22 protein-coding genes are annotated in these 22,827 nt (G+C 69.4%); 10 read left to right on the forward strand and 12 right to left on the reverse strand.

The annotated features are described in order from the left end of the window. Nucleotides 1-21 precede the first annotated feature (21 nt). The 4 genes from N787_RS05810 to N787_RS05825 are packed head-to-tail and all read right to left on the reverse strand — an operon-like array spanning nucleotide 22 to nucleotide 4,682. Nucleotides 22-1,230, reverse strand: coding sequence for a hypothetical protein (locus N787_RS05810; protein WP_052575186.1), 1,209 nt, complete (start codon nucleotides 1,228-1,230; stop codon nucleotides 22-24). A gap of 3 nt (nucleotides 1,231-1,233) precedes the next feature. Then, nucleotides 1,234-1,842 carry an aspartyl/asparaginyl beta-hydroxylase domain-containing protein gene (locus tag N787_RS05815; RefSeq protein ID WP_034211587.1) on the reverse strand — a complete coding sequence of 203 codons (609 nt, stop codon included), beginning with the start codon at nucleotides 1,840-1,842 and terminating at the stop codon, nucleotides 1,234-1,236. 7 nt (nucleotides 1,843-1,849) lie between these two features. Further along, the gene (locus tag N787_RS05820; RefSeq protein ID WP_052575187.1) at nucleotides 1,850-2,803 is read right to left on the reverse strand and encodes an alpha/beta fold hydrolase; all 954 of its coding nucleotides are present in this window, start codon (nucleotides 2,801-2,803) and stop codon (nucleotides 1,850-1,852) included. Nucleotide 2,804: 1 nt separating this feature from the next. Beyond that, nucleotides 2,805-4,682, reverse strand: coding sequence for a M1 family metallopeptidase (locus tag N787_RS05825; protein WP_084590661.1), 1,878 nt, complete (start codon nucleotides 4,680-4,682; stop codon nucleotides 2,805-2,807). Nucleotides 4,683-4,855: 173 nt separating this feature from the next. On the opposite strand from N787_RS05825, the gene N787_RS05830 reads away from it, so the two are divergent. Next, nucleotides 4,856-6,544, forward strand: a complete 1,689-nt coding sequence (locus tag N787_RS05830; RefSeq protein WP_052575188.1) for a GspE/PulE family protein — start codon at nucleotides 4,856-4,858, stop codon at nucleotides 6,542-6,544. A 72-nt stretch (nucleotides 6,545-6,616) separates the two neighbouring features. Here the strand turns inward: N787_RS05830 and ubiE are convergent, their stop codons facing one another. Next, nucleotides 6,617-7,375, reverse strand: a complete 759-nt coding sequence (gene ubiE / locus N787_RS05835) for a bifunctional demethylmenaquinone methyltransferase/2-methoxy-6-polyprenyl-1,4-benzoquinol methylase UbiE (RefSeq protein ID WP_034211589.1) — start codon at nucleotides 7,373-7,375, stop codon at nucleotides 6,617-6,619. Nucleotides 7,376-7,418: 43 nt separating this feature from the next. Here ubiE and N787_RS05840 point away from each other — a divergent pair, with 43 nt between their 5' ends. From N787_RS05840 to N787_RS05865, 6 genes are all read left to right on the forward strand, one after another. Next, nucleotides 7,419-7,772 carry an ArsC/Spx/MgsR family protein gene (locus N787_RS05840; RefSeq protein ID WP_034211591.1) on the forward strand — a complete coding sequence of 118 codons (354 nt, stop codon included), beginning with the start codon at nucleotides 7,419-7,421 and terminating at the stop codon, nucleotides 7,770-7,772. A gap of 138 nt (nucleotides 7,773-7,910) precedes the next feature. Next, complete coding sequence (gene hslV, locus N787_RS05845; RefSeq protein ID WP_034211593.1) at nucleotides 7,911-8,450, forward strand: ATP-dependent protease subunit HslV; 540 nt, start codon at nucleotides 7,911-7,913, stop codon at nucleotides 8,448-8,450. Beyond that, nucleotides 8,450-9,787 (forward strand): ATP-dependent protease ATPase subunit HslU, encoded by a 1,338-nt coding sequence (hslU, locus tag N787_RS05850; RefSeq protein ID WP_034211594.1) that lies wholly within the window; start codon nucleotides 8,450-8,452, stop codon nucleotides 9,785-9,787. The genes hslV and hslU overlap by 1 nt, the downstream gene beginning before the upstream one ends. 149 nt (nucleotides 9,788-9,936) lie before the next feature. Further along, nucleotides 9,937-10,482, forward strand: a complete 546-nt coding sequence (locus N787_RS05855; RefSeq protein WP_245593971.1) for an RNA polymerase sigma factor — start codon at nucleotides 9,937-9,939, stop codon at nucleotides 10,480-10,482. Next, nucleotides 10,479-11,072 (forward strand): hypothetical protein, encoded by a 594-nt coding sequence (locus N787_RS05860; RefSeq protein WP_156968920.1) that lies wholly within the window; start codon nucleotides 10,479-10,481, stop codon nucleotides 11,070-11,072. The genes N787_RS05855 and N787_RS05860 overlap by 4 nt, the downstream gene beginning before the upstream one ends. Nucleotides 11,073-11,081: 9 nt before the next feature. Next, the gene (locus N787_RS05865) at nucleotides 11,082-11,435 is read left to right on the forward strand and encodes a gamma-butyrobetaine hydroxylase family protein (protein WP_034211597.1); all 354 of its coding nucleotides are present in this window, start codon (nucleotides 11,082-11,084) and stop codon (nucleotides 11,433-11,435) included. 99 nt (nucleotides 11,436-11,534) lie between these two features. On the opposite strand, the gene xerC is transcribed toward N787_RS05865, so the two are convergent. Genes xerC through lptM form a run of 4 tightly spaced genes read right to left on the reverse strand, consistent with a single transcriptional unit; the run spans nucleotide 11,535 to nucleotide 14,133 of the window. Next, nucleotides 11,535-12,431: a tyrosine recombinase XerC gene (gene xerC / locus N787_RS05870; protein WP_084590662.1), complete on the reverse strand. Its 897-nt coding sequence runs from the start codon at nucleotides 12,429-12,431 to the stop codon at nucleotides 11,535-11,537. A gap of 4 nt (nucleotides 12,432-12,435) precedes the next feature. Then, on the reverse strand, nucleotides 12,436-13,113 hold the full coding sequence (locus N787_RS05875; protein WP_156968921.1) for a DUF484 family protein: 678 nt from the start codon (nucleotides 13,111-13,113) through the stop codon (nucleotides 12,436-12,438). 43 nt (nucleotides 13,114-13,156) lie between these two features. Then, complete coding sequence (dapF, locus tag N787_RS05880; protein WP_034211598.1) at nucleotides 13,157-14,008, reverse strand: diaminopimelate epimerase; 852 nt, start codon at nucleotides 14,006-14,008, stop codon at nucleotides 13,157-13,159. Beyond that, a complete protein-coding gene (gene lptM, locus N787_RS15315) occupies nucleotides 14,005-14,133 on the reverse strand; it encodes an LPS translocon maturation chaperone LptM (RefSeq protein WP_245593972.1) in 129 nt (42 codons plus the stop codon). Before lptM ends, dapF begins: the two co-directional genes overlap by 4 nt. 45 nt (nucleotides 14,134-14,178) lie before the next feature. Here lptM and N787_RS05885 point away from each other — a divergent pair, with 45 nt between their 5' ends. Then, nucleotides 14,179-14,823 carry a hypothetical protein gene (locus N787_RS05885; RefSeq protein WP_034211600.1) on the forward strand — a complete coding sequence of 215 codons (645 nt, stop codon included), beginning with the start codon at nucleotides 14,179-14,181 and terminating at the stop codon, nucleotides 14,821-14,823. Between the two features lie 365 nt (nucleotides 14,824-15,188). Here the strand turns inward: N787_RS05885 and N787_RS05890 are convergent, their stop codons facing one another. From N787_RS05890 to rimI, 3 genes are all read right to left on the reverse strand, one after another. Next, complete coding sequence (locus N787_RS05890) at nucleotides 15,189-17,390, reverse strand: S9 family peptidase (protein WP_084590663.1); 2,202 nt, start codon at nucleotides 17,388-17,390, stop codon at nucleotides 15,189-15,191. Between the two features lies 1 nt (nucleotide 17,391). Continuing rightward, nucleotides 17,392-19,506 (reverse strand): prolyl oligopeptidase family serine peptidase, encoded by a 2,115-nt coding sequence (locus N787_RS05895; RefSeq protein ID WP_342668009.1) that lies wholly within the window; start codon nucleotides 19,504-19,506, stop codon nucleotides 17,392-17,394. 103 nt (nucleotides 19,507-19,609) lie between these two features. Then, on the reverse strand, nucleotides 19,610-20,098 hold the full coding sequence (gene rimI, locus N787_RS05900) for a ribosomal protein S18-alanine N-acetyltransferase (protein WP_052575189.1): 489 nt from the start codon (nucleotides 20,096-20,098) through the stop codon (nucleotides 19,610-19,612). Between the two features lie 66 nt (nucleotides 20,099-20,164). Between rimI and N787_RS05905 the strand changes: the two genes are divergently transcribed. Together N787_RS05905 and N787_RS05910 are read left to right on the forward strand one after the other, a co-directional pair. Then, nucleotides 20,165-21,664, forward strand: coding sequence for a RimK family protein (locus tag N787_RS05905; protein ID WP_034211602.1), 1,500 nt, complete (start codon nucleotides 20,165-20,167; stop codon nucleotides 21,662-21,664). A 483-nt stretch (nucleotides 21,665-22,147) separates the two neighbouring features. Continuing rightward, nucleotides 22,148-22,714 (forward strand): lipocalin family protein, encoded by a 567-nt coding sequence (locus N787_RS05910; protein WP_034211604.1) that lies wholly within the window; start codon nucleotides 22,148-22,150, stop codon nucleotides 22,712-22,714. Nucleotides 22,715-22,827: the final 113 nt, after the last annotated feature.

Consider the following 22,827-nt stretch of genomic DNA (forward strand, 5'->3'; position numbering starts at 1 on the left):
AGTCGGCGCAGAGGGACAGGGTCATGAGTGACTGGAAGGCTTGAGCAAGCCGTGATCGTACGCGGGTTGGCTGGCCGGGTCAGGACTTGATCCGGAACAGCCCGGCCTGCAGCGTTGGCCCAGATCGCTGTAGGGGGCGGCCAGGGATTGGCGGATGGCTTGCCTGGCCCCGGGGTCGAACCACTGGCGCTTGGCTTCGGCATCGGGCTGGAAGGCCTGCCCGGGGACCTTGGAGTGGACCGCCATGCGCGCCTGCATCCGCACCGCGCCGGCGTCGTCGAGCGCGATGCGGAAATGCCGGCAGATGGCGTCCAGCGCCTGCGAATCGAGCTGGGCGTAGTCGAGCGCGAGCGAATCCGGCGCCTCCGGCAACCGCGCCATGGCTTCCATCAGTGCGAGCAGAACGCGGATGCGCTGGTCCAGCACGGTACCGTCGGCCAGCCCGGGCGAAAACACCGGCGACAGCGGCGCCAGCGAGGGATCGCCGGACATGTGGCGGCCGGCGCTGCGGGCGTGCGAGGCCAGGATTTCCTCGGGCGCGCGGAACAGCAGCAGCCGGGGCACGCCCGGGAAGGCCTCGCGGATCAGCGGCCAGGCGAACAGGTCCCACGCATTCCACTTCACCACGACGCGGCCCCGGCCCGGGAACGGCGCCGACTGCAGCGCCACCAGCCACTGCAACAGCCGGGACCGGGCCGCGTCGCCCAGCGATGCATCCAGCAGTACCTCGGTCATCGGCGGCGGCTCCGACAGCACCGTGGTGTCATCGAGCATCGAGAGGCAGCCCGACACCAACGTCGAGCCACAGCGCGAGAGGTGGAACACCAGCCCGGCAGGCACCGGCAGCGGGTCCGGCGCGGTTGCCAGCAGCGGCGCAATGGCCGTGCGCGGCTGGATGAAGTGCCCCGCCAGCTGTTGCCGGCAGCGCGCGATGTATTCGTCCTGGAAAGGTTCGGTGGCCGGCCCGTCCGGCAGGCACCAGGCCAGGCTGCGGCTGGCGGCGTGATAGCGATGGGGAAACCAGTGGCCCGCGAGCGCGTCGGCATCGCAATCAAGCACCTCGCGGTTGCAGCGGTTGAGCTCGGCCACCAACGCGTCGTCACCCACGCCGTCCAGGCCCCAGGCCTCACGCAATCGCTGGAACAGCGCCGCGGGAGAGTCCGCCCCGCACACGCGGGCCATCGCCTCGCGCGACACCACCAGCGCCCGGTAGTGCGTCAGCAGGTCCACGCCTCAGCCCGCCGCCGGATGCCGCGGATGGCCCGCCTGCACCATCGCGACCAGCCAGTCGTTGGCGACGCAATCGATCACGAGGTGGATGCGATCCTCGACGCCGCGGTTGTGCACTTCGTGCACCTGGTCGGCGTTGAAATACCAAAGCTCGCCCGCCTGCATCGGCATGCGCTCGCCGTCGACCAGGAAGCCGACCGCCTCATGCGTGCGCACGGGCAGGTGCAGCCGCGCCAGGCCGTGCTCGATGCCCAGGCCCGGGTCGCGGTGCGGATGGATCTCGGCGCCCGCGTGCAGCCGCATCAGCCGCACCGCCTGCAGCGGGCAGTCCAGCGCCGCCAGCAGGCCGCGGATCGAGGGGCAGCCGTCGAGCACCGGCAAGTCCTGCCAGTCCTCGCCGCCCTCCAGCGCAAAGCCCTGCAGCACCGGATGCGCCGCGGCATGCTGGCGCTGGCAGCGCAGCGGCAGCACGTCCCAGCGGCCGGTGTAGTCGCGCTGGTTCACGTGGTCAACCCAGCCCTGCGCCAGCAGGCGATCCACCTCGGCCTGCAGGCCGGCCAGCGCCACCGGGACATCGAGCCTGGCGAAGGAAACCCCGGGCGCCGTGTCCATGACAGGCTCAGCGCGCGGCAAGGAAAGCGTTCAGCGCTTCGGCCACCTGCCGCGGCTGCGCCATCATCGGCATGTGGCCACAACCGGCCAACAGCACCGACTGGCTACTGGGCAGGCCCCGCGCGAACACGTCGGCGGCGCTGACGTCGATCACCCGGTCGTCGCGGCACCACAGCAACAGCGTGGGCGCCTCGATGCGGTGCATTTCGGCCTCGAGCGCGAACGCGTCCGGGCCGCGGCCGATGCCGTCCAGCACGCGTTGCTCGAAGGCCGCATCGGCGCGGCGGCGGCGCACCAGCGCCTCGTTCGCCGGCCACGGCACGAAGGGCGGGTCGGCGAAGACGATGCCGAGGTAGCGCTTGAGCTCGGCGCGCGTGGTCACCTGGAACGGGTTCTCGCCGGCGAGCACCGCGTTGGCGAAGGCGTTTTCCTCGTAGCGCACGCCCGCCGACGACATCAGGCTGATGCGGTCGACCAGGCCCGGGTTGCGCGCACTCATCAGGCCGACGATCTGCCCGCCCATCGAATGCCCGACCACCAGCGCCGGCCGCTCGGGCAGCGCGCGGATGAACTGCGCCAGGCGCTCGGCCTGGGCCACCGGGCCGTAGTCGCCGTCGTGGTGGCGCTCGCTTTCGCCCCAGCCCGGCAGGTCGGGGGCGATGATGCGGTGCGTCCTGGCCATCTCGCGCATCAGCGGCAGCCAGTTCTCCTTGCTGCCGGTGAAGCCGTGCACGAACACGAGCAATGGTTTGCCGGCGTCGCGGCCCGACTCCAGCACCACCCAGCGGTGGCCGGCGACGTCGTACTCGGCCACGCCGGCCTTGGCCAGCCAGCGCTGGCGCGCGAACTCGGCCTCCAGCACGCGCTGCGGGGCGGTCGCGGCGAAGCCCACCGCGCCCAGCGCAAGGCCGAGCGAGGTGGCGATGACGAGCTTGCGGGTGCCGGAGCGCGGCCTGGGCACGTCAGTCCGCGGTCTTCTGCGCGGCGCGGGCGCGCGCCAGCAGGGCCTCGACCGAGGCGCTGGTGATCGGGTGATAGCCCGGGCGCGCCATCGCGAAGATCTGGGTGGCGAAGGCCAGGCCTTCCTCCGACTTCGACAGTGCGTCGTAGGTCGGCATCACCAGCTTGCGGCGGCCGATCTTGCGCAGGAACAGCGACATCGCCGGCCGCGCCTCGAAGTAGCCGCTGCGCACGCTGAGCGGATACCAGCGCTGCGCCAGCTCGCCGTTGCTGGTGCCGGTGAAGCGGAAGGCCTGGTCGAGCTCGACCAGCCGCTCGGCGTCCACCACTTCCGGCAGGCCCTCGAGGAAGTAAACCCACTCCTGCGTGGTCCACGCCGCCGTGTCCAGGTCGCGCGCGGCCGCGCGCTGTTCAAGCCAGGACGCGCGCGCGGCATCCACTGCATCGAAGCGCGGCGACGCGGTCTGCGGCGCGAACGCCGGCACGCCGGGTTGGGTCAGCCACGCCATCACCTCGGCCTCGGACACCACGCCGGGGCGCTTGGCCATCAGCCCGGACTTGAGGAACGCCAGGAACTGGTCGCTGTCGGCGCTCTGGAACGCGTGCGTGTCGAACCACGCGCGCAGGAAGGCATCGAAATCCTCGCGGCCATAGCGCTGCTCCAGGAACTGCAGGAACCACGCGCCCTTGTCGTAGGCCACCGCGCCCAGTGCGTCCTCGGGGTCGCTGCCGCCGCGCATCGGCAGCACCAGCACCTGGCGCTCGGCCGGCAGGTCCTTGAGCTGGTCGAGCAGGCCGTTGCGGCTGATCACGAACTCCATGTCGGCGCGCGGCTTGCCGTACAGCGCCTCGACGATGCGGTTCTCGACGTAGCTGGTGAAGCCCTCGTTGAGCCACATGTCCTTCCAGCTGGCGTTGGTGACCAGGTTGCCCGACCACGAATGCGCCAGCTCGTGCGCGATCAGCGACACCAGCGACTTGTCGCCGACGATCACGGTGGGCGTGATGAAGCTCAGGCGCGGGTTCTCCATGCCGCCGAACGGGAACGAGGGCGGCAGGATCAGCAGGTCGTAGCGCTCCCAGCGGTAGGGGCCGTAGAGCGACTCGGTGACCTCGATCATCTTCTCGGTGTCTTCGAACTCCTTCACCGCCTTGTCCACCGTCTGCGGCTCGGCCCAGACGCCGGCGCGCGCGGAAATCGGCTTGAACACCAGGTCGCCGGCGGCGATCGCCATCAGGTAGGACGGGATGGCCTGGGGCATCGAGAACGAGTAATCGCCGTCGCGCACGGCGGCCGGGTCGTTGTCGGCGCTCATCAGCGCCATCACGTCGGCCGGGGTGCGGATGCGGGCGGTGTAGGTGAAGCGCACCGAGGGCGTGTCCTGCAGCGGCACCCAGCTGCGGGCGTGGATGGCCTGCGACTGGCTGAACATGAAGGGCGTCTTGCCGCCCGCGGTCATCGCCGGGCTCAGCCACTGCAGGCCGGAGGCCTCGGGCGAGGTGGCGTAGCGGATGCGCACCTGCTCGAACTGGCGCGGCAGGGTGATGGTGAGCTTGCTGCCGAAGCGCTCGTCGCGCTCGGCCAGCACGAAGGGCACTTCGCGGAACTTGCGCTTGCCGTTGCGGGCTTCGACCGCGGCGATGGCGAGGTCGCGGGTGTCGAGCACCAGGTCGCGCTGGGCCGGGTCCACCCACTCCAGGCCGAGCGTGGCGCTGCCGCTGAGCTGGCGCTTGTCGAAGTCGACGGCGAGGTCCAGGGCCAGGTCGCGGATGCGGACCTTGTCGGGCTGGGCGTAGGAATGCTCGTCGCTGCGGCGGTCCTGGCCGAAGGCCGGGACGGACGCGATCAGGAGGGCGAGCAGGAGGCCGAGGCGGGGCATGGTCAATTCCACTGACAGGACCCCGGGATTCTAGCGCAGGCGGGCGGGGCCGCCGGGGTTTGCCCCCCGGAGCCCCGGGACGCCCCGGACCCCCGGGCCCGGCCATGACTTGCCTCAAGTTTCAGACCCGGTAATCCGGGGATACTGTGGGAAATCCCTACCGGTAGGACCCCATGGAACCCGCCAGCCACCCGCCCCGCACCCCGCACCTGATCGCCGATGCCGCGACCCTGGCCGCGTACGTCCGGGACGTGGCCGCGGGCGGGCACTCCTGGCAGGCCCCGGAAGGCCAGCTGTCGCTCGAGGCCTGGCTGGCCTTGGGCGACGACTGCAACGAGGGGGCTTACCGTCTGGCGGCCCGGCTGGGCCTGCCGCTGGTCCGTCTGAAGGAGCTGCCCTCGGGCGCGGACGCGACGGCCTTGCTGCGCCCGGAGGTGGTGCGCCGGCTGCGCGCGGTGCCGGTCAAGCTGTTCGAGGGCGTGGTGACGGTGGCGATGGAGGACCCGGGCAGCCCCGATTCGCTGGCGACGCTCGACTTCCTGTGCCGCCAGCGCGTGCTGCCGCTGGTGGCCACCGCCCGCGACATCCGCGAGGCCATCGCCGAGCACTACGACAAGGTCGAGGACCGCGACGTCGCCCACCAGCTGGGCCTGGACCCGGGCGCCACGGGCCACGAGACCACCATCCAGGAGGCCGAGCGACTCTCGCGCGAGAAGCCGGTGGTGCGCATCGTGCAGGGCCTGATCACCGAAGCCGTGGCGCGCCGCGCCTCCGACATCCACCTGCGGCCGGGCGAGCATGGCACCGAGGTGCTGTACCGCATCGACGACGAAATGGTGCCGGTGCGGCGCCTGCTGCGCAGCCTGCATCCGGCCGTCACCAGCCGCGTGAAGGTGTTGGGTTCGATGAACCTGGCCGAGCACCGCAAGCCGCAGGACGGCCGCACCACCTTCACCCTCGACGACGGCCGCGACGTGGACCTGCGCATCTCGGTGCTGCCGGCGGTGTACGGCGAGTCGGTGGTGATCCGCCTGCTCGACACCAACGAGAGCCTGTGGGACCTGGAGCAGCTGGGCCTGAGCGCTGGCGACCGCCAGCGCATCAACGACGTGATGGGGCGCAGCCACGGCATGTTCCTCACCACCGGCCCGACCGGCTGCGGCAAGTCCACCACGCTGTACGCGATGCTGCTGGAGCTGCGCAAGCAGCGCATCAACATCCTCACCATCGAGGATCCGGTCGAGTTCTACATCGACGAGATCCAGCAGATGCAGGTGAACCGCGCGGCGGGCTTCACGTTCGCCAGCGCGATGCGCAATTTCCTGCGCCACGACCCCGACGTGATCATGGTCGGCGAGATCCGCGACGAGGAAACGGCCGGCATCGCGGTGGAAAGCGCGCTCACCGGCCACCTGCTGCTGTCCACGCTGCACACCAACACCGCGGCGACGACCGTGACGCGCCTGCTCGACCTGGGCGTGGAGGCCTACCTGCTGCGCGCCTCGCTGCTGGCGGTGATGTCGCAGCGGCTGGTGCGGCTGACCTGCAAGCACTGCCAGGAAGTGGAGAAGGTGGATGCGCACATCCGCGGGGTGCTGGGCGTGGGCGCCGACGAGGTTTTCCACGTCGGCCGCGGCTGCTCGCACTGCGACGGGCTGGGCGTGTTCAAGCGCCGCGCGGTGTACGAGTTCATGGTGGTGACGCCGCGCATCCAGTCGCTGATCGTCCCCGGCGCCGAGGCCGACGCCATCCACCGCACCGCGATCGAGGAAGGCATGGTGCCGATCACCCAGGCCGCCGTGGCGCTGGCCCGGGAGGGGCTGATTTCGCTCGGGGAGGCTTGGCGGGTGCGGGCGGATTGAGGCCGTGGAGACGGAAAAGCAGGAGTTAGTGATGAGGAGTTAGGAGTTAGAAAAAGCGGTACCGCTTTTTTTCTACAGCTTGTAGCCGGAGTGGATGGCGACGATGCCGGCGCTGAGGTTGCGGTAGTCGGTGCGGCCGAAGCCGGCCGCGGCCATCATCGCCTTGAGCTCGTCCTGCGGCGGGTGCTTGCGGATCGATTCGGCCAGGTACTGGTAGCTGTCGGCGTCGTTGGCGAACAGCTTGCCCAGGCGCGGCAGCACCTTGAACGAGTGGAAATCGTAGACCGGGCGGAACCACTCGGGCTTGACCTGCGAGAACTCGAGCACGAGCGCGCGGCCGCCGACCTTGAGCACGCGGTGCATTTCCTTCAGCGCGTTCGCTTTCTCGGTGACGTTGCGCAGGCCGAAGGCGATCGTGACCAGGTCGAAGCTGGCGTCCGGAAAGGGCAGCGCCTCGGCGTTGAGCTGCACGTACTCGAGGCCGCGCACCAGGCCGCGGTCGGTGAGGCGGTCGCGGCCGACCCCGAGCATGGCCGCGTTGATGTCGCCCAGCACGACGCTGCCGGTGTCGCCCACGCGCTCGTGCAGCAGGGCGGCGATGTCGCCGGTGCCGCCGGCGAGGTCGAGCACGCGGTCGCCGCGCTTCACGCCCGAGGTGCCGACGAAATAGCGCTTCCACAGGCGGTGGATGCCCAGCGACATCAGGTCGTTCATCAGGTCGTACTGCTGCGCGACCGAGCTGAACACCTGGCCGACCAGTTTCTTCTTTTCGGCCACGGGCACGTCGCGGAAGCCGAAGTGGGTGGTGCCGGTCTCGGGGGTCTTGTCCATGGCCGGGATTATCGCACCGCCGGCGCCATGACATCATTCACGCATGGAAACCCTTCGCTACTGGCACAACCCGCGCTGCAGCAAGTCCCGCGAGGGGCTGGCGCTGCTGGAATCCCGGGGCATCACGCCCGACCTGGTGCTTTACCTGGCCGAGCCGCCCTCGCCCGCCGACCTGCTGGCCCTGCTGGGCAAGCTGGGCGGGGACCCGCGCCAGCTGGTGCGGTTCAAGGAGGACGAGGCCGCGGCGCTGGGGCTGTCGCCGGCCGATGAGCGCCCGGCTGCCGGGTGGGCCGCGTTGCTGGCCGCGAATCCGCGGCTGATCGAGCGGCCGGTGCTGGAGTCGGCCACCCGCGCCGTCATTGGCCGGCCGACCGAGGCCCTGCTGGCCCTCCTGTAACAGCCCCCCTGTAGGAGGGACTTCAGTCCCGAAGCTTCTCGCCGTGGAGCTTCGGGACTGAAGTCCCTCCTACAGGGGGCGGTGCTTGTGCTGGGGCCGGGCCGACCCCAGAACAGGGGTTCACGACCAGGAGCCCGCATGGACCCGAACGTTTTCCACGCCACCACCATCCTTTCCGTCCGGCGCGGCGATCGCGTCGTGGTGGCCGGCGATGGCCAGGTCACCCTCGGCCATACGGTGATGAAGTCGAACGCGCGCAAGGTGCGGCGCCTGGCCGAGGGCAAGGTGCTCGCCGGGTTCGCCGGCGCGGCGGCCGATGCGTTCACGCTGTTCGAGGTATTCGAGGCCAAGCTCGGCCAGCACAACGGCCACCTGCTGCGCGCCGCTGTCGAGATGGCCAAGGAATGGCGCACCGACCGGCGCCTGGGCAAGCTCGAGGCGCTGCTGGCGGTGGCCGACAGGGAGAGTTCGCTGATCATCAGCGGCAACGGCGACGTGATCGAGCCCGAGGACGGGCTGGTGGCGATCGGCTCCGGCGGCCCCTACGCCCTGGCCGCGGCGCGCGCCCTGCTGCAGCACAGCCAGCTCGACGCCCGCGCGATCGCCGAAGCCTCGCTCAACGTGGCCGGCGACATCTGCATCTACACCAACCGCAACCTCGTGATCGAGGAACTCTGATGTCCGAACTGACCCCCCGCGAGATCGTCGGCGAGCTCGACCGCTACATCATCGGCCAGAACGAGGCCAAGCGCGCCGTCGCCATCGCCCTGCGCAACCGCTGGCGCCGCATGCAGCTCGACCCGGCCATGCGCGACGAGGTGATGCCCAAGAACATCCTGATGATTGGCCCCACCGGCGTCGGCAAGACCGAAATCGCGCGCCGGCTGGCGGCGCTGGCCAACGCGCCGTTCGTGAAGGTGGAGGCGACGCGCTTCACCGAAGTGGGTTATGTCGGCAAGGACGTCGAGCAGATCATCCGCGACCTGGCCGACGGGGCGGTGAAGATGTTCCGCGAGCAGGCCAAGGCGCGCGTGCGCACCCAGGCCGAGGAGCGCGCCGAGGACCGCATCCTCGATGCTCTGCTGCCGCGGCGCAAAGGCCCCGGCTTCGCGATCGAGGTCAATGCCGAGGGCGAGAACGAGACGCGCAACAAGCTGCGCCGGCAGCTGCGCGCCGGCGAGCTGGACGATCGCGAGATCGAGCTCGAGCTCAGCCAGGCCCCGGGCGGCATGGACATCATGACGCCGCCCGGCATGGAGGAAATGGGCCAGCAGCTGCGGGCGATGTTCCAGAACCTGGGCGGCGGCAAGGCGCAGAAGCGCAGCCTGGCGGTGAAGGCCGCGCGCCCGCTGCTGGTCGAGGAAGAGGCCGGCAAGCTGGTGAACGAGGACGACGTCCGCGTCAAGGCGATCGAGGCCTGCGAACAGAACGGCATCGTCTTCATCGACGAGATCGACAAGGTGGCCAAGCGCAAGGATGCGATCGGCGGCGGCGACGTCAGCCGCGAGGGCGTGCAGCGCGACCTGCTGCCGCTGGTCGAAGGCAGCACGGTGAGCACCAAGTACGGCGTGGTGCGCACCGACCACATCCTGTTCATCGCCTCGGGCGCCTTCCACCTGGCCAAGCCCTCCGACCTGATCCCGGAGCTGCAGGGCCGCTTCCCGATCCGGGTGGAGCTGGGCGCGCTGAGCCGGCACGACTTCAAGCGCATCCTCACCGAGCCGAAGAACGCGCTGGTGCGCCAGTACATGGCGCTGCTGGCCACCGAGGGCGTGAACATCGGCTTCGACGAGGGCGCCATCGACCGTTTGGCCGAAATCGCCTTCCTGGTCAACGAGCGCCAGGAGAACATCGGCGCCCGCCGCCTGCACACCGTGCTGGAGAAGCTGCTGGAGAAACTGAGCTTCGAGGCCCCCGACAAGGGCGGCCTGTCCCTGATGGTCGACCGCGCCATGGTCGACGCCCAGCTCGGCGACGCCGTCCAGGACCCCGACCTCAGCCGCTACATCCTGTAAAAAAATGTACCAGGTTCATTTAAGCCTCCAGGATCCGGCCCTCGCCGCCATCCCGGCGGCTTAAATGAACCTGGTACATTTTTTTCGGCCGGATGTCAGGTTTTCGCGGGTAGCCCGGACTATTGGTTCAAGACCGGATGAAAACCGACATGCCCGCCGCCGCCCTCGCCCCCAGCCCGACCCGCGCTGAGTCCGCCATGCCCCTGGCCACGCCCGACATCGAAGCCGTGCTGCGCGAACACGGGCCGATGCTGGCCCGCATCGCGGGCAGCTACGAATCCGAGGCCGCGCGCCGGGACGACCTGCTGCAGGAGATCAGCCTGGCCGTCTGGAAGGCCCTGGCCAGCTGGCGCGGGGACGCCTCGCTGCGCACCTTCCTGGCCCGCGTCGCCCACAACCGCGCCATCGACCACCTGGCCCGCGAGCAGCGCGCCCGCGGCGACGAGCTGCACGACGAACACGCCGACCCCGACGCCAACCCCTTCCAGCACGCCCAAGCGCACCAGCGCCGCAAGGACCTGCTGGCCGCCGTGCGCGCGCTGCCGCTGGGCCAGCGCCAGGTGGTGGTGCTGGCGCTGGAGGGGTTTTCACAGCGCGAGATCGGCGACACCCTCAAGCTGGAGGAGAACACGGTGACCCAGCGCCTGTCGCGCGCCCGCCGGCAACTCAATGAATGGCTGGGAGACGCGACATGAACGGTCCGATGAAGGATTGGGACGCGATGGGCGCGGACTGGCGCCAACAGGCCGTGCCGACCATCGACGTCGACGCGCTGCGCGTCGAGGCGGGACAGCAGGGTCGCCGGCTGCGCCGGACCTTGGTCCTCGAGACGCTGCTGGCCGTGTTTTCGGTGGTTTTCCTCGGCTGGATCGCGCTCAAGCCCGACGCCACGCCGGTGCAAACCTGGCTGTTGGGCAGCGTGGCCGTGCTGATCGTGCCCTACCAGGCCTATGTGCTGTGGCTGCGCCGGCGCGAGTGGAGCGAGTCAGGGCTGGAGGTGGACGACCTGCTCGACGTCGAGATCCGCCGGTGCACCACCACCCTGCACTACTGGCGATTCGGCATGTTCTTCACTCTGCTTTTCTGGCTGGTGATGCACGTCGCGATGTGGATCGGCATGCTGGCTGGCTGGCCGGCGGAGACCGTCGTCGAACTGATTGCCGTCCAGATTGGCTACGTCCTGATGATCCCGCTGGTCGGCGGCTACGGCGTGCGCCGCTGCAACCTGGCCCGCGCCCGCTGCCAGCGCCTTGCCGCCCTGCGCGAACAGCTGCGCACGCCGTAACATGGCGCCATGAGCACGCCCCGCCCCACCGACCTGATCCTGCACCGCGCCTCGCACGCCCTCGAAGTCGCCTTCGACGACGGCAGCCGCTTCCGCCTGCCCTGCGAGTACCTGCGGGTGGAATCCCCCAGCGCGGAAGTGCAGGGCCACGGCCCCGGCCAGAAGGTGCTGGTGGCCGGCAAGCGCAACGTGAACGTGCGCGCCATCGAACCGATGGGCAACTACGGCGTGCTGCTGCGCTTCGACGATGGCCACGACACCGGCATCTTCAGCTGGAGCCTGCTGCACGAACTCGGCCGCGAGCACGAGGCCCGCTGGGCAAACTACGTTGCCGCGCTCGAAACCGCAGGTCTTTCCCGCTAGGGAAAGCCGTACCGGGTTCATTTTCTTTTTGCGTGAGACGCGCGCCCGCGCGGCGGGGCGCGCGTCTCACGCAAAAAGAAAATGAACCCGGTACGGCTTTTACTTGCGGCGGGCGCGGGGGTGGGCGGCGTCGTAGACCTTGGCCAGGTGCTGGAAGTCGAGGTGGGTGTAGATCTGGGTGGTGGCGATGTCGGCGTGGCCGAGCAGTTCCTGCACGCCGCGCAGGTCGCCGCTGGATTCGAGCACGTGGCTGGCGAAGCTGTGGCGCAGCAGGTGCGGGTGCACGCGCTTGAACAGGCCCTGCTGCATCGCCAGCTTGCGCAGCCGCAGCTGCACCGTGCGCGGGCTGACCGGGCCGCCGCCTCGCCCGGGGAACACCGGCGCCCCGACGCCCAGCGCCGATGCCTCGCGCCAGGCCTGCAGCGCCTCGCGCGCGTGGCTGCCCACCGGCACCACACGGCTCTTGCCGCCCTTGCCCAGCACCGTCACCAGTCCGTCGGCCAGGTCCAGCGCGCTCCAGCGCAGCCCGCACAGTTCGGACAGGCGCAGGCCCGAGGAATAGAACAGCTCCAGCATCGCCCGGTCGCGCAGGCCCTCGGGCCCGTCGGTGGGCACTTCCACCAGGCGCGTCATCTCGTCGGCGTCGAGCACCTGCGGCAGCTTGCGCGGGGACTTGGGCGCCCGCAGGCCGAGCGCCGGGTTGAGCTCCGAACTCTCGCTGCGATTCAGGTGCCGATAGAAGCTGCGCACCGCCGACAAACGCCGCTGCAGGCTCTTGCCCGACAGCCCGCGCCGGTGCGCGCCGGCGACGTAGCTGCGCAGGGCTTCCTGCTTCAACCGCCGCCAGTCGGAGAGTCCCTGCGCGTCCATCCACGCGGCCAGGTCGCCGAGGTCGCGGCGGTAGGCATCCAACGTGTTCGCCGACAACCGCCGCTCCACCGCGAGGTAGCCGAGGAAGGCCTCGATGCCCGCCTGCAGCGGCGCGTCGGCGCTCACGGCATCAGTCGCGGGCGTAGCGGCCCAGCGCGGTGACCAGCGCTTCCGACATCAGCCGCAGGAACAGCGTGCCCATGCCCGGGAAGAAGCGGTTGGCATCGGCGCTGCCGACGGTGAGCATGCCCACGCCCGGCAGCGGCAGCAGCACGGCCGACGCGGCGCGCGCCTGCTCGGCGCCGTACAGCAGGGCCAGCTTGTCCTGGTTGAGGCGGCCGCAGATCGGCTCGTTGCCGGCGAGGAAATCGCGGAACGGCGCCAGCGCCGCCTCCTGCTCGGCGACCACCTGCAGCCACTCCGCCTCCAGCCCCGCGACCGGCTTGAACAGCACCACCCGCACGATCTCGCCGTGGAAGTCCTCGCCCAGCACCGCCACCATCGCCTTGAGCGTGTCGGCGGCGGAACCGGCGCGCATCAGCGCCAGGCTCAGCTGGTGCGTGCGCACGGTCAGGCGCTCGTTGTCCTGCGCGTTGGCGTAGAGCTCGTTGAGGCGCCGGGTGAGCTCGCGGTTCTTGTCGCGCAGCACGTCGAGCTGGTAGCTGGCCAGCGACGCGGCCGACCCCTCGTCCTTGGGCACCACCAGCGACAGCGCCAGGTCCGGGAACTGGCCCAGGAACTTCGGGTGGCGGCGCAGGAAGGTCGCCACCTCGTGGGCGCTCAGGCGCTCGTTCTTCTCTTCGATCATCGGGGGCCTCTCGTGCGGCGGGTCGTTCCGGGCGATGCCGGCATTATGGCGTGGCGACGGCGAATTCGCCCTCGAACACGAAAGTGGCGGGTCCGGCCATGGTGATCGGGGCATCGTCGGCGGGCCAGGTGATCGCCAGCGTGCCGCCCGGCAGCTCCACCTGCACCGCGCGGTCCACGCGGCCCTGGCGCACCAGCACGGCCACCGCGGCGCAGGCGCCGCTGCCGCAGGCCAGGGTCTCGCCGGCGCCGCGCTCGAACACGCGCAAGCGGATGCGGTCGCGCGCCAGCACCTGCGCGAAGCCGACGTTGACGCCTTCGGGAAACTCCGGCCGCGCCTGCAGCGCCGGGCCGAGCCGGTGCACGGGCGCCGCGTCCACGTTGTCCACCTCGACCACCGCGTGCGGGTTGCCCATCGAGGCGACGCCGAAACGCAGCGGGCTGCCTTCGACCAGCAGTTCGTGCACCGGCGCATCGCCGCCGGCGTGGAAGGGCACGCGCGCCGGCACGAACACCGGCCGGCCCATGCCCAGCGAATAGCGCCCGTCCGGCAGGCATTCGACATCGATCACGCCGGCCGGGCTGTCGATGCGGAAGCGCGAGCCGGTGGCCGCGCCGTCGCGCCGCAGCCAGGCGGCGACGCAGCGGGCGCCGTTGCCGCACTGCTGCGCGGGCGAGCCGTCGCCGTTCCAGATGCGGTAGCGGGCGACGCAGTCCAGCGCATGGCTGTCTTCGATGGTCAGCAGCTGGTCGAAGCCGACGCCGAAATGGCGGTCGCCCAGCGTGCGCACCAGCGCGGCGGGCGGGGCGGGCTGGCCGCCGCGCAGGTCGATCACGACGAAGTCGTTGCCGGCGCCATGCATCTTCGAGAAATGCAGCGGGCGGGACGCACTCATGCCGCGGGGGATTCGGCCTTCGCGGGCGGCGCGTCCGCCGGCGGCGGCACCAGGTCGCCCTTGGTGCCGCAGGCGGCGACCAGGGCGAGGCTCAACAGCAGCAGGGCAAGTCGGGGCTTGTTCATGCGCCGAGTATAGTCTGGGCAAAGTCCTTTCGCGTGGGGTGGACGATGGCGATCTCGGCCTGGCTGTGGGTGGTGGCGGCGGTGCTTTTCCTGGTGGGCCTGGTGGCCTGGACGCGGAAAGTGCGAGGCGGCGGGAAATGGCTGCTGCGCGGCGTGGGCACGGTGCTGGTGCTGGTGGCGCTGGGCCTGGCCGGCCTGGGCGGGCTGCTGCGGCAGTACGCGTGGCTGCTCGAGGACGTGCCGGCGGCGACGATCAGCCTGCGCCAGCTCGCACCGCAGCGCTACGAAGCCACGCTGGTGCTGGGCGACCAGGCGCCACGCACCCTGGAGCTGCTCGGCGACGAATGGCAGCTCGACGCCCGCGTGATCCGTTGGACCCTCCCGGGCCAGCTCGCCGGCCTGCCGCCGGTCCATCGCTTCGAGCGAGTGTCCGGCCGCTACGGCGACCCGAAGCAGGAACTCACCGCCGAGCGCAGCGTGCACGACCTGCGGGGCGAGTGGGACTTCTGGGAATTCCGCGAACGCTGGCTGGCCAACCTGCCCATCGCCGACGCCCGCTGGGGCAGCGCGGCCTACCTGCCGATGCTCGACGGCGCGACCTACCAGGTCTACGTGAACCCCCGCGGCGGCCTCGTCGCCAAACCCGCCGACCCGGCCACCGAGGCGCTGCTGGACCAGGCGGGGTGGTGAGGAGGTCAAACTCAACCGCAGTTACGCGGATCAAAGCGGAAAGAACGGATAAGTGCGGATAAGGCGACTGAATGGAAAAGCGTTTTCAGCCACGGCTGAACACGGATAGGGCATCGAAAACGAGGTCGCTATGAAATGGGGTCAGAGTAATTATTTGTTTCAAGCAAATATTCACTCTGACCCCTTTTTCTATCCGCTCATTGCTCTATCCGTGTCCAGCTGTGTTCATCAGTGGCTTATCCGCCCTTCGACCCGGGCGCCCCATCAAGAGAAAGGGGCTTCCCGCCACCGGGAAGCCCCTCAAAAAACAAACCGCTTTATCCGCTTTGATCGGCGTTCATCCGCCTTGATCCGCGTTCAAACCCTCACGGCTGGACCAGGCCCAGCTGGTCGAGCACGAACGCATACTCCTCGGCGCGTTCGCGGTAGCGCTGGAAGCGGCCGGACTTGCCGCCGTGCCCGGCTTCCATGTTGGTGCGGAACAGCAGCGGGTTGCCGTCGGTCTTCTTCGCGCGCAGGCGGGCGACCCACTTGGCCGGTTCGAAGTACTGCACCTGCGAATCCCACAGGCCGGTAGTGACCAGCATCGCCGGATAGTCCTTGGCCGCGACCTGGTCGTAGGGCGAGTACGACAGCATGTAGTCGTAGAACACCGGGTCCTTCGGGTTGCCCCACTCGTCGAACTCGTTGGTGGTCAGCGGGATCGACTCGTCCAGCATCGTCGTCACCACGTCCACGAACGGCACGTGCGCCACCAGCACCTGGTACTTCTCCGGCGCCATGTTGGCCACCGCGCCCATCAGCAGGCCGCCGGCGCTGCCGCCCATGGCCGCGACGCGGTCGGGCGCGGCATAGCCTTCCTTGACCAGGAAATCGGTGACGTCGATGAAGTCGGTGAAGGTATTGATCTTGTTGAGCAGCTTGCCGTCCTCGTACCACTGCCGGCCCATCTCCTGGCCGCCGCGGATGTGCGCCACGGCGTAGACCGCGCCGCGATCCACCAGGCTGATCACGTTGGCGTTGAAGCCCGGGTCGGAGCTGTTGCCGTAGGAGCCGTACGAGTACTGGTACAGCGCCGCCTGGCCGTTCTTCTCGAAGCCCTTGCGGTAGAGCACCGACACCGGCACCTTCGTGCCGTCGCGGGCCGTGGCCCACAGGCGCTCGGTGACGTAGTTGGCCTTGTCGAAGCCGCCCAGCACCGGCTGCTCCTTGAGCAGCTTGCGTTCGCCGGTACGCACGTTCACTTCGTAGGTGCTGGCCGGGGTGGTCAGCGAAGTGTAGGTGTAGCGCAGCCAGTCGGTCTCGGGCTCGGCATTCACGGACACGCCCATCGCGTAGGCGCTCTCCTCGGCCTGCACGAACTCTTCCTTGCCGTCGTCGTGGCGGATGCGCACGCGCTGCAGGCCGCCCGAGCGCTCGCCGATCGCCATGAAGCCCTTGAACAGGGTGACGCCGGAAATCAGTACGTCGGCCGAATGCGGCACCAGCTCCTGCCACTGGCCACGGTCGCCCCAGGGCTGGCCGTCGGCGAGGGTCATGACGCGGAAGTTGGTGGCGTCCCAGTTGGTGTGCACGACCCAGCGGCCGCCGTAGTGGTCGGCGTTGTATTCGAAATCACGCTGGCGCGGCGCGAACACCTTGAACTCGCCCGGCGCGTCGGCCTCGGTGCAGCGCATCTCGGACGAGACGGTGCTGGAGACGCTGATGCAGAGGTAATCATCGGAGCGGGTGCGGCCGATGCCCATGTAGAAGGTGTCGTCGGTTTCCTCGTACACCAGCTTGGCCTTGGCCACGTCGCCGCCCAGCACGTGCGCCTTGACGCGCTTGGTGAGCAGGGTGGTCGGGTCGTTCTCGACGAAGTACAGCGTGCGGCCGTCGTTGCCCCACATCAGGTTGGCCGAGACGCCGGTGATCACGTCGGGCAGCAGCTCGCCGGTGGCCAGGTCCTTGATGCGCACGGTGTACTGGCGGCGGCCGTTGGTGTCCTCGGCGTAGGCGACCAGGCGGTCGTCCGGGCTCACCTCGTAGTTGCCGAGCTGGTAGAAGCTCTTGCCGGCGGCCAGTTCGTTGACCTCGAACAGCACCTGCTCCTCGGCGTCCAGGCTGCCCTTGCGGCGGGCGTGGATCGGGTACTCCTTGCCGGTTTCGAAGCGCGTGTAATACCAGTAGCCGTCCTCGAAGTAAGGCACCGAGGAGTCATCCTGCTTCACGCGGCCCACCAGCTCGTTGTAGAGCGTTTCCTCGAGCGCCTCGAGCGGCTGCAGCACCGCGTCGGTGTACGCGTTCTCGGCGTTGAGGTACGCGAGCATCTCCGGGTTCTCGCGCTTGTCGTCGCGCAGCCAGTAGTACTCGTCGTTGCGGGCCGCGCCGTGCGGGGCCTTCACTTCGTAGGGCTTGGCGGCGGCGACGGGCGCGGGCGGCAGCTCGGCCAGCGCGCTCGGCGAGCGGACGGCCGGGGTGGTCGTGGCGGTGTCGGTGCTCGCCTCCGGCTCGGCCGGCGGCGAGTAGCAGCCGGCCAGGGCGACGGCGAGCAGGCTCGCGGCGAAAGGCAGCAGGCGGGTTTTCATCTCAGTTGTCCTTGAACAGCTTCTGCTTGAGGAAGGTGTAGGCCAGCGCGCTCATGTAGGCCGACTGCGCGTTGTTGGCGGCGCCGCCGTGGCCGCCCTCGATGTTTTCGTAGTAGGTCACGTCGTGGCCCTGCGCTTCCATCCGCGCCATCATCTTGCGGGCGTGGCCCGGGTGCACGCGGTCGTCGCGGGTGGAGGTGGTGAACAGCACCGGCGGGTAGTCCACGTCCTGGCCGACGTTGTGGTACGGCGAGTACTTGCGCAGGAATGCCCACTCCTCGGGCTTGTCCGGATCGCCGTACTCGGCCATCCAGGACGCGCCGGCCAGCAGCTTGTGGTAGCGCTGCATGTCGAGCAGCGGCACCTGGCAGACCACGGCGCCGAACAGCTGCGGGTACATCACGGTCATGTTGCCCATCAGCAGGCCGCCGTTGCTGCCGCCCTGCATGCCCAGGCGCGCCGGGCGCGTGACCTTGCGGGCGATCAGGTCCTCGGCCACCGCCGCGAAGTCCTCGTAGGCCTTGTTGCGGTTCTCCTTCAGCGCCGCCTGGTGCCAGCGCGGGCCGTACTCGCCGCCGCCGCGGATGTTGGCGACCACGTACACGCCGCCGTCGGCCAGCCAGGCGCGGCCGACGCCGGCCGAGTAGCCCGGGGTCAGCGAGACTTCGAAGCCGCCGTAGCCGTAGAGCAAGGTCGGGTTGTCGCCGTCAAGCTGCAGGTCCTTGCGCGAGACCATGAAGTACGGGACTTTCGTGCCGTCCTTGCTGGTGGCGAAATGCTGGTTGATCTCGTGCTGGCTGGCGTCGAAGAACGCCGGCAGCTGCTTGAGCGGCGCCGGCGCCTGGCCGACGGTGCCCATCAGCAGCGAGGTCGGGGTCAGGTAGTCGGTGACGGTCATGAAGTAGTCGTTGGACTCGTCCGCATCCACCGCGCTGACACCGACGGTGCCGAAGGCCGGCGCGCCGACCAGCGGTTCGCGCTTCCAGCCGCCTTCACCCGGGGTCAGCACGTAGATGCGGTTCTTGACGTCCTCGAGCACGTTGAGCAGGACGTGGTCCTTGGTGACGCTGCTGCTGGCCAGCGAGGTGTTGGCGGTCGGCGCGAACAGCACGTCGAAATCGCGGTCGCCCTTCAGGAAGTCATCGAGCCGGATCGCGAGCAGGCTGCCGGCCGCATGCTCCCTGCCGCCGGTGGTCCAGGGCTGGCGCAGCTCGACGCTGAGCCATTCGCGGAAGGCGCTCTTCTGGGCGCCGTCGGGCAGGTCGAGCTTGGTGAGGCCGCCGTCCTGGCCGCGCAGGTAGAGTTCGTTGGTGTAGAAGGTCAGGCCGCGGTAGACCCAGTCGCGCTCGTAGCCCGGGGTGTCGTCGCGGTAGGCGCCGATCGAGATGTCTTCGTCCTGGCCTTCGAACACCACATTGGCCTCGGCCATCGGCGTGCCGCGCTTCCACTCCTTGGCGATGCGCGGGTAGCCCGAACTGGTCATCGAGCCGGGGCCGAAGTCGGTGCCGACGTAGACGGTGTCGAGGTCGATCCAGCCCATCTGGCCCTTGGCCTCGGGGCGCGAGAAACCGCCCTCGACGAAGGCCTTGTCGGAGACGTCGAACTCGCGGGTCACGGTGGCGTCGGCGCCGCCGCGGGACAGCGAGACCAGGCAGCGGTCGTAATCCGGGCGCAGGCAGTCGGCGCCGCCCCAGACCCAGTTCACGCCTTCGGCCTTGCCGAGCGCGTCGATGTCGAGCAGCACTTCCCACTTCGGCGCGTCCTTGCGGTACTCGGCCAGGGTGGTGCGGCGCCAGACGCCCTGCGGGTTCTGCTTGTCGCGCCAGAAGTTGTAGTAGAAGTCGCCCATCTTGCCGACGTAGGGGATGCGGGCGTCGGAGTCGAGGACTTCGAGCAGGCTCGTGCGCAGCGCATCGAAGCCGGGGTCGCCGGCGAGCTGCTTCTCGGAGACGGCGTTGCGGGCGCGGACCCAGTCCAGCGCCTCCTTGCCCTCGACGTCTTCGAGCCAGAGGTGCGGGTCGTCGGGCGTGGTCTGCATGGTCGGATTCTGGCCCGCGGCGGGCAGCGAAAGGGAAAGCGCGCCGGCGGTGAGCCAGGCGAGGGTGGTCAGGCGCATTGGGTGGATCCCCGGAAGTGGTGCAAGCCCCGGACGCTACCACGCCCCCTCGTGAACCCGCCGTAGGCCCAAAGTCACGGTCCCCACCCCAAATGAACCAGGTTCATTTGCCGCTTCCTGCAAATGAACCTGGTTCATTTGGGGTGGCGCGCTTTAGGTAGCGCCAGCCGGGGGCGCCGTCTTCGTAGTAGGCCGGGAGGGCGGCGAGGCGGCGGTAGCCGGCGGACTGGTAGAGGGCGTTGGCCGTCGGGTTGTCCTGGCGGACTTCAAGCGACATGGCGGTGCAGCCGGCCTGGGCGGCGTCCTTCTCGGCGGCGGCCAGGAGGCGGCGGCCGAGGCCCTGGCCGCGGGCGGCGGGATCCACGGCGATCGAGTAGAGCCGGGCGCGGGTGCTGTCGCGGCGCAGCAAAACCAATGCGTAGCCGAGCAGCGTTCCGCCCGCGTCGGCCACCCGCCACCGCGCCCGCGGGCTGGCCAGGTGGTGGCGGAACTGGCGTGCCGACATCCGGTCGCCCGGGAAGGTTTGCTCCAGCGCCAGCAGCGCCGGCAGGTCGGCGGCGCGGGCGGTGCGGAGGCGAACGGAGGGCGGCATCGCGCCAGTCTATCCAAGGTCGGCGGGAAGGCTCACACTCGCGCCACTCCCCGCCGCGCCATCGCCATGAGCCGCCTCGTCATCGTTGTCGAAAAGCCCTCCGACTGGGGCTCTTACTACCCTTCCGACAACGTGGTGGCGGCCGCCGACTACCTGCGCGGCGACGTCGGCGCCGAGGGCGAGCGCACCCAGGTGATCAACCTGTGCCGCAGCTACAAGTACATGGGCACCGGCTACTACGTCTCGCTGCTGGCCGAAGCGCGCGGGCACAAGGTGATCCCCAGCGTGCGCACCATCAACGACCTGCGCCGGCGCTCGCTGTACGGCATCGACATCGAGGACCTGAACACGCAGCTGGGCAAGTTCCTGCCCGAGGGCTCGCGCGACGCCAGCGACTTCGGGCTGCTGGTTTATTTCGGCCGCACCAACTACGCGCCGCTGGAGGACCTGGCCCAGCAGGTGTTCGAAACCTTCCCCTGCCCCGTGCTGCGGATCGAGTTCGAGCGCCAGCGGGTGTGGCAGATCGCGGCGATCAAGCCCGCCGGCCTGCACACGCTGTCGGATGACCAGGAGGATGCGTTCGCGAACGCGCTCGATGCCTTCAGCCGCAAGCTGTGGCGCAAGCCGCGGGCGCGGCGCAAGTACCGCTACGACCTGGCGATGCTGCAGGACCCGAACGAGGCGATGCCGCCTTCGAACAAGAAGGCGCTCAAGCAGTTCATCGAGGCCGGCAAGGAGCTGGACATCGAGGTGGACCCGATCGGCAAGCGCGACTTCACGCGCCTCGCCGAGTACGACGCTCTGTTCATCCGCGAGACCACCGCGATCGACAACCACACCTACCGCTTCGCGCACCGCGCCGACCGCGAGGACATGGTGGTGATGGACGACCCGGTGTCGATCCTGCGCTGCACCAACAAGATCTATCTCAACGACCGGCTGCGCAGCAAGAAGCTGCCGACGCCGCGCACCGAGATCGTGTTCCGCGACGACGCGAAGAAGCTGGCCGCCCTGCCCGACCTGCTGGGGCTGCCGATCGTGCTGAAGATCCCGGACGGGTCGTTCTCGCGCGGCATCCACAAGGTCGAGACGGTGGAGCAGCTGCGTGCCGCCGCCGACCAGCTGTTCCAGCAGACCGCGCTGCTGCTGGCGCAGGAGTACCTGTACACCGAGTTCGACTGGCGCATCGGCGTACTCGACGGCGAGCCGCTGTACGCCTGCCAGTACTTCATGTCGCGCGGCCACTGGCAGATCTACGACCACGCGCCCAAGGCCGGCGCGGCCAAGGGCACGGTGCGCTCCGGCGGCTTCAAGACCCTGCCGATCCGCGAGGCGCCCTCGGAAGTGGTGCGGCTGGCCACGCGCGCCAGCAACGCCATCGGCAACGGGCTGTACGGCGTGGACCTGAAGATGGTGAAGGACCGCACGGTGATCATTGAGGTCAACGACAACCCGAGCATCGACGCCGGCGTGGAGGATGCCTACCTGGGCGAGGACCTCTACCGCCGCATCATGTCGGAGTTCCTGCGGCGGCTGGAGCGAAAGCGGCTCGGCGTGCGCGACTGAGCCGATACCGCGGCACCGGAGTCCGGGCCTGGCTACGCGACCGCAAATGAACCGGGTTCATTTGCGGGGGGCGGCGGCGGGGCGTGGCGCGGACGAGGCGCGCACGCCACGCCGTCGCCAAAACCTGGCGATGCAGCGTGAGCAGGGCGGTGGCGGGGGCGGCGAGCAGCCAGAAGGCGAGCGCGCCGGGGACCGCGCCACGGAACATGGCCGCCACGGCGAGGGCCAGCAGCGACAGAGCCAGGGCCTGCCAGAGCAGGCGCGACAGCAGCGGGTGGACGGGTTCCGGGCGGACGGGGAGTCGGGGCATGCGGGCGGTCTCCGGTGGGCGTGGGGAGAGCGTGCCGGGGGGGTGTCTCAAGGGTCGAGATTGGTACCGGGCGGGATGTTCGGGACTGAAGTCCCTCCTACAGGGGCTCGCTTTGACGCCAGCTTCAGGAAGCGGGGCGCAGCCTCGGGGCTCACCTTTAGAGGAGGCACGCCATGCGACGCGCCGCGCTGTACCTGCTCCTGCCCGGCCTGCTGCTGCTCGCCGCCTGCGCCAGCACCGGAGGAAACGCCATGCCGCCCCTGACCACGAACGCCGTCGTCGACCTCGACCGCTACATGGGCCGCTGGTGGGTGATCGCCAACATCCCCTACTTCGCCGAGAACGGGAAGGTGGCCACGGCCGACATCTACGACCGGCGCCCCGACGGCCGCATCGGCAACGTCTACGCCTACCGCAAGGCCTTCGACAAACCCGAGAAGACCATGAACGGCGTCGCCACCGTGGTGCCGGGCACCAACAACGCGCAGTGGACGATCGCGTTCTTCGGCGGGCTGGTGAAGGCGGATTACCTCATCCTCGAGGTGGCGCCGGATTACTCCTGGGCGCTGATCGGCCACCCCAAGCGCAACCTGGCCTGGATCTTCGCCCGCGAACAGGCGATGGACGACGCGCAGTACCAGCAACTTCGCGCGAAGTTCGCCGCCTACGGCTACGACCCGGCGAAGCTGCAGCGCGTGCCGCAGTTCCCCGACCAACTCGGCCAACCCGGCTTCCAGTAAGGCAAAAAGCGGTACCGGGTTCATTTTCTTTTTCAATGAGACGCGGTGAGGCGGCGCCTCACCGCGTCTCATTGAAAAAGAAAATGAACCCGGTACCGCTTTTTGCCTTACTG

Origin of the sequence: Arenimonas metalli CF5-1 (genome assembly GCF_000747155.1) — a bacterium.
Taxonomy (GTDB): Bacteria; Pseudomonadota; Gammaproteobacteria; order Xanthomonadales; family Xanthomonadaceae; genus Arenimonas; species Arenimonas metalli.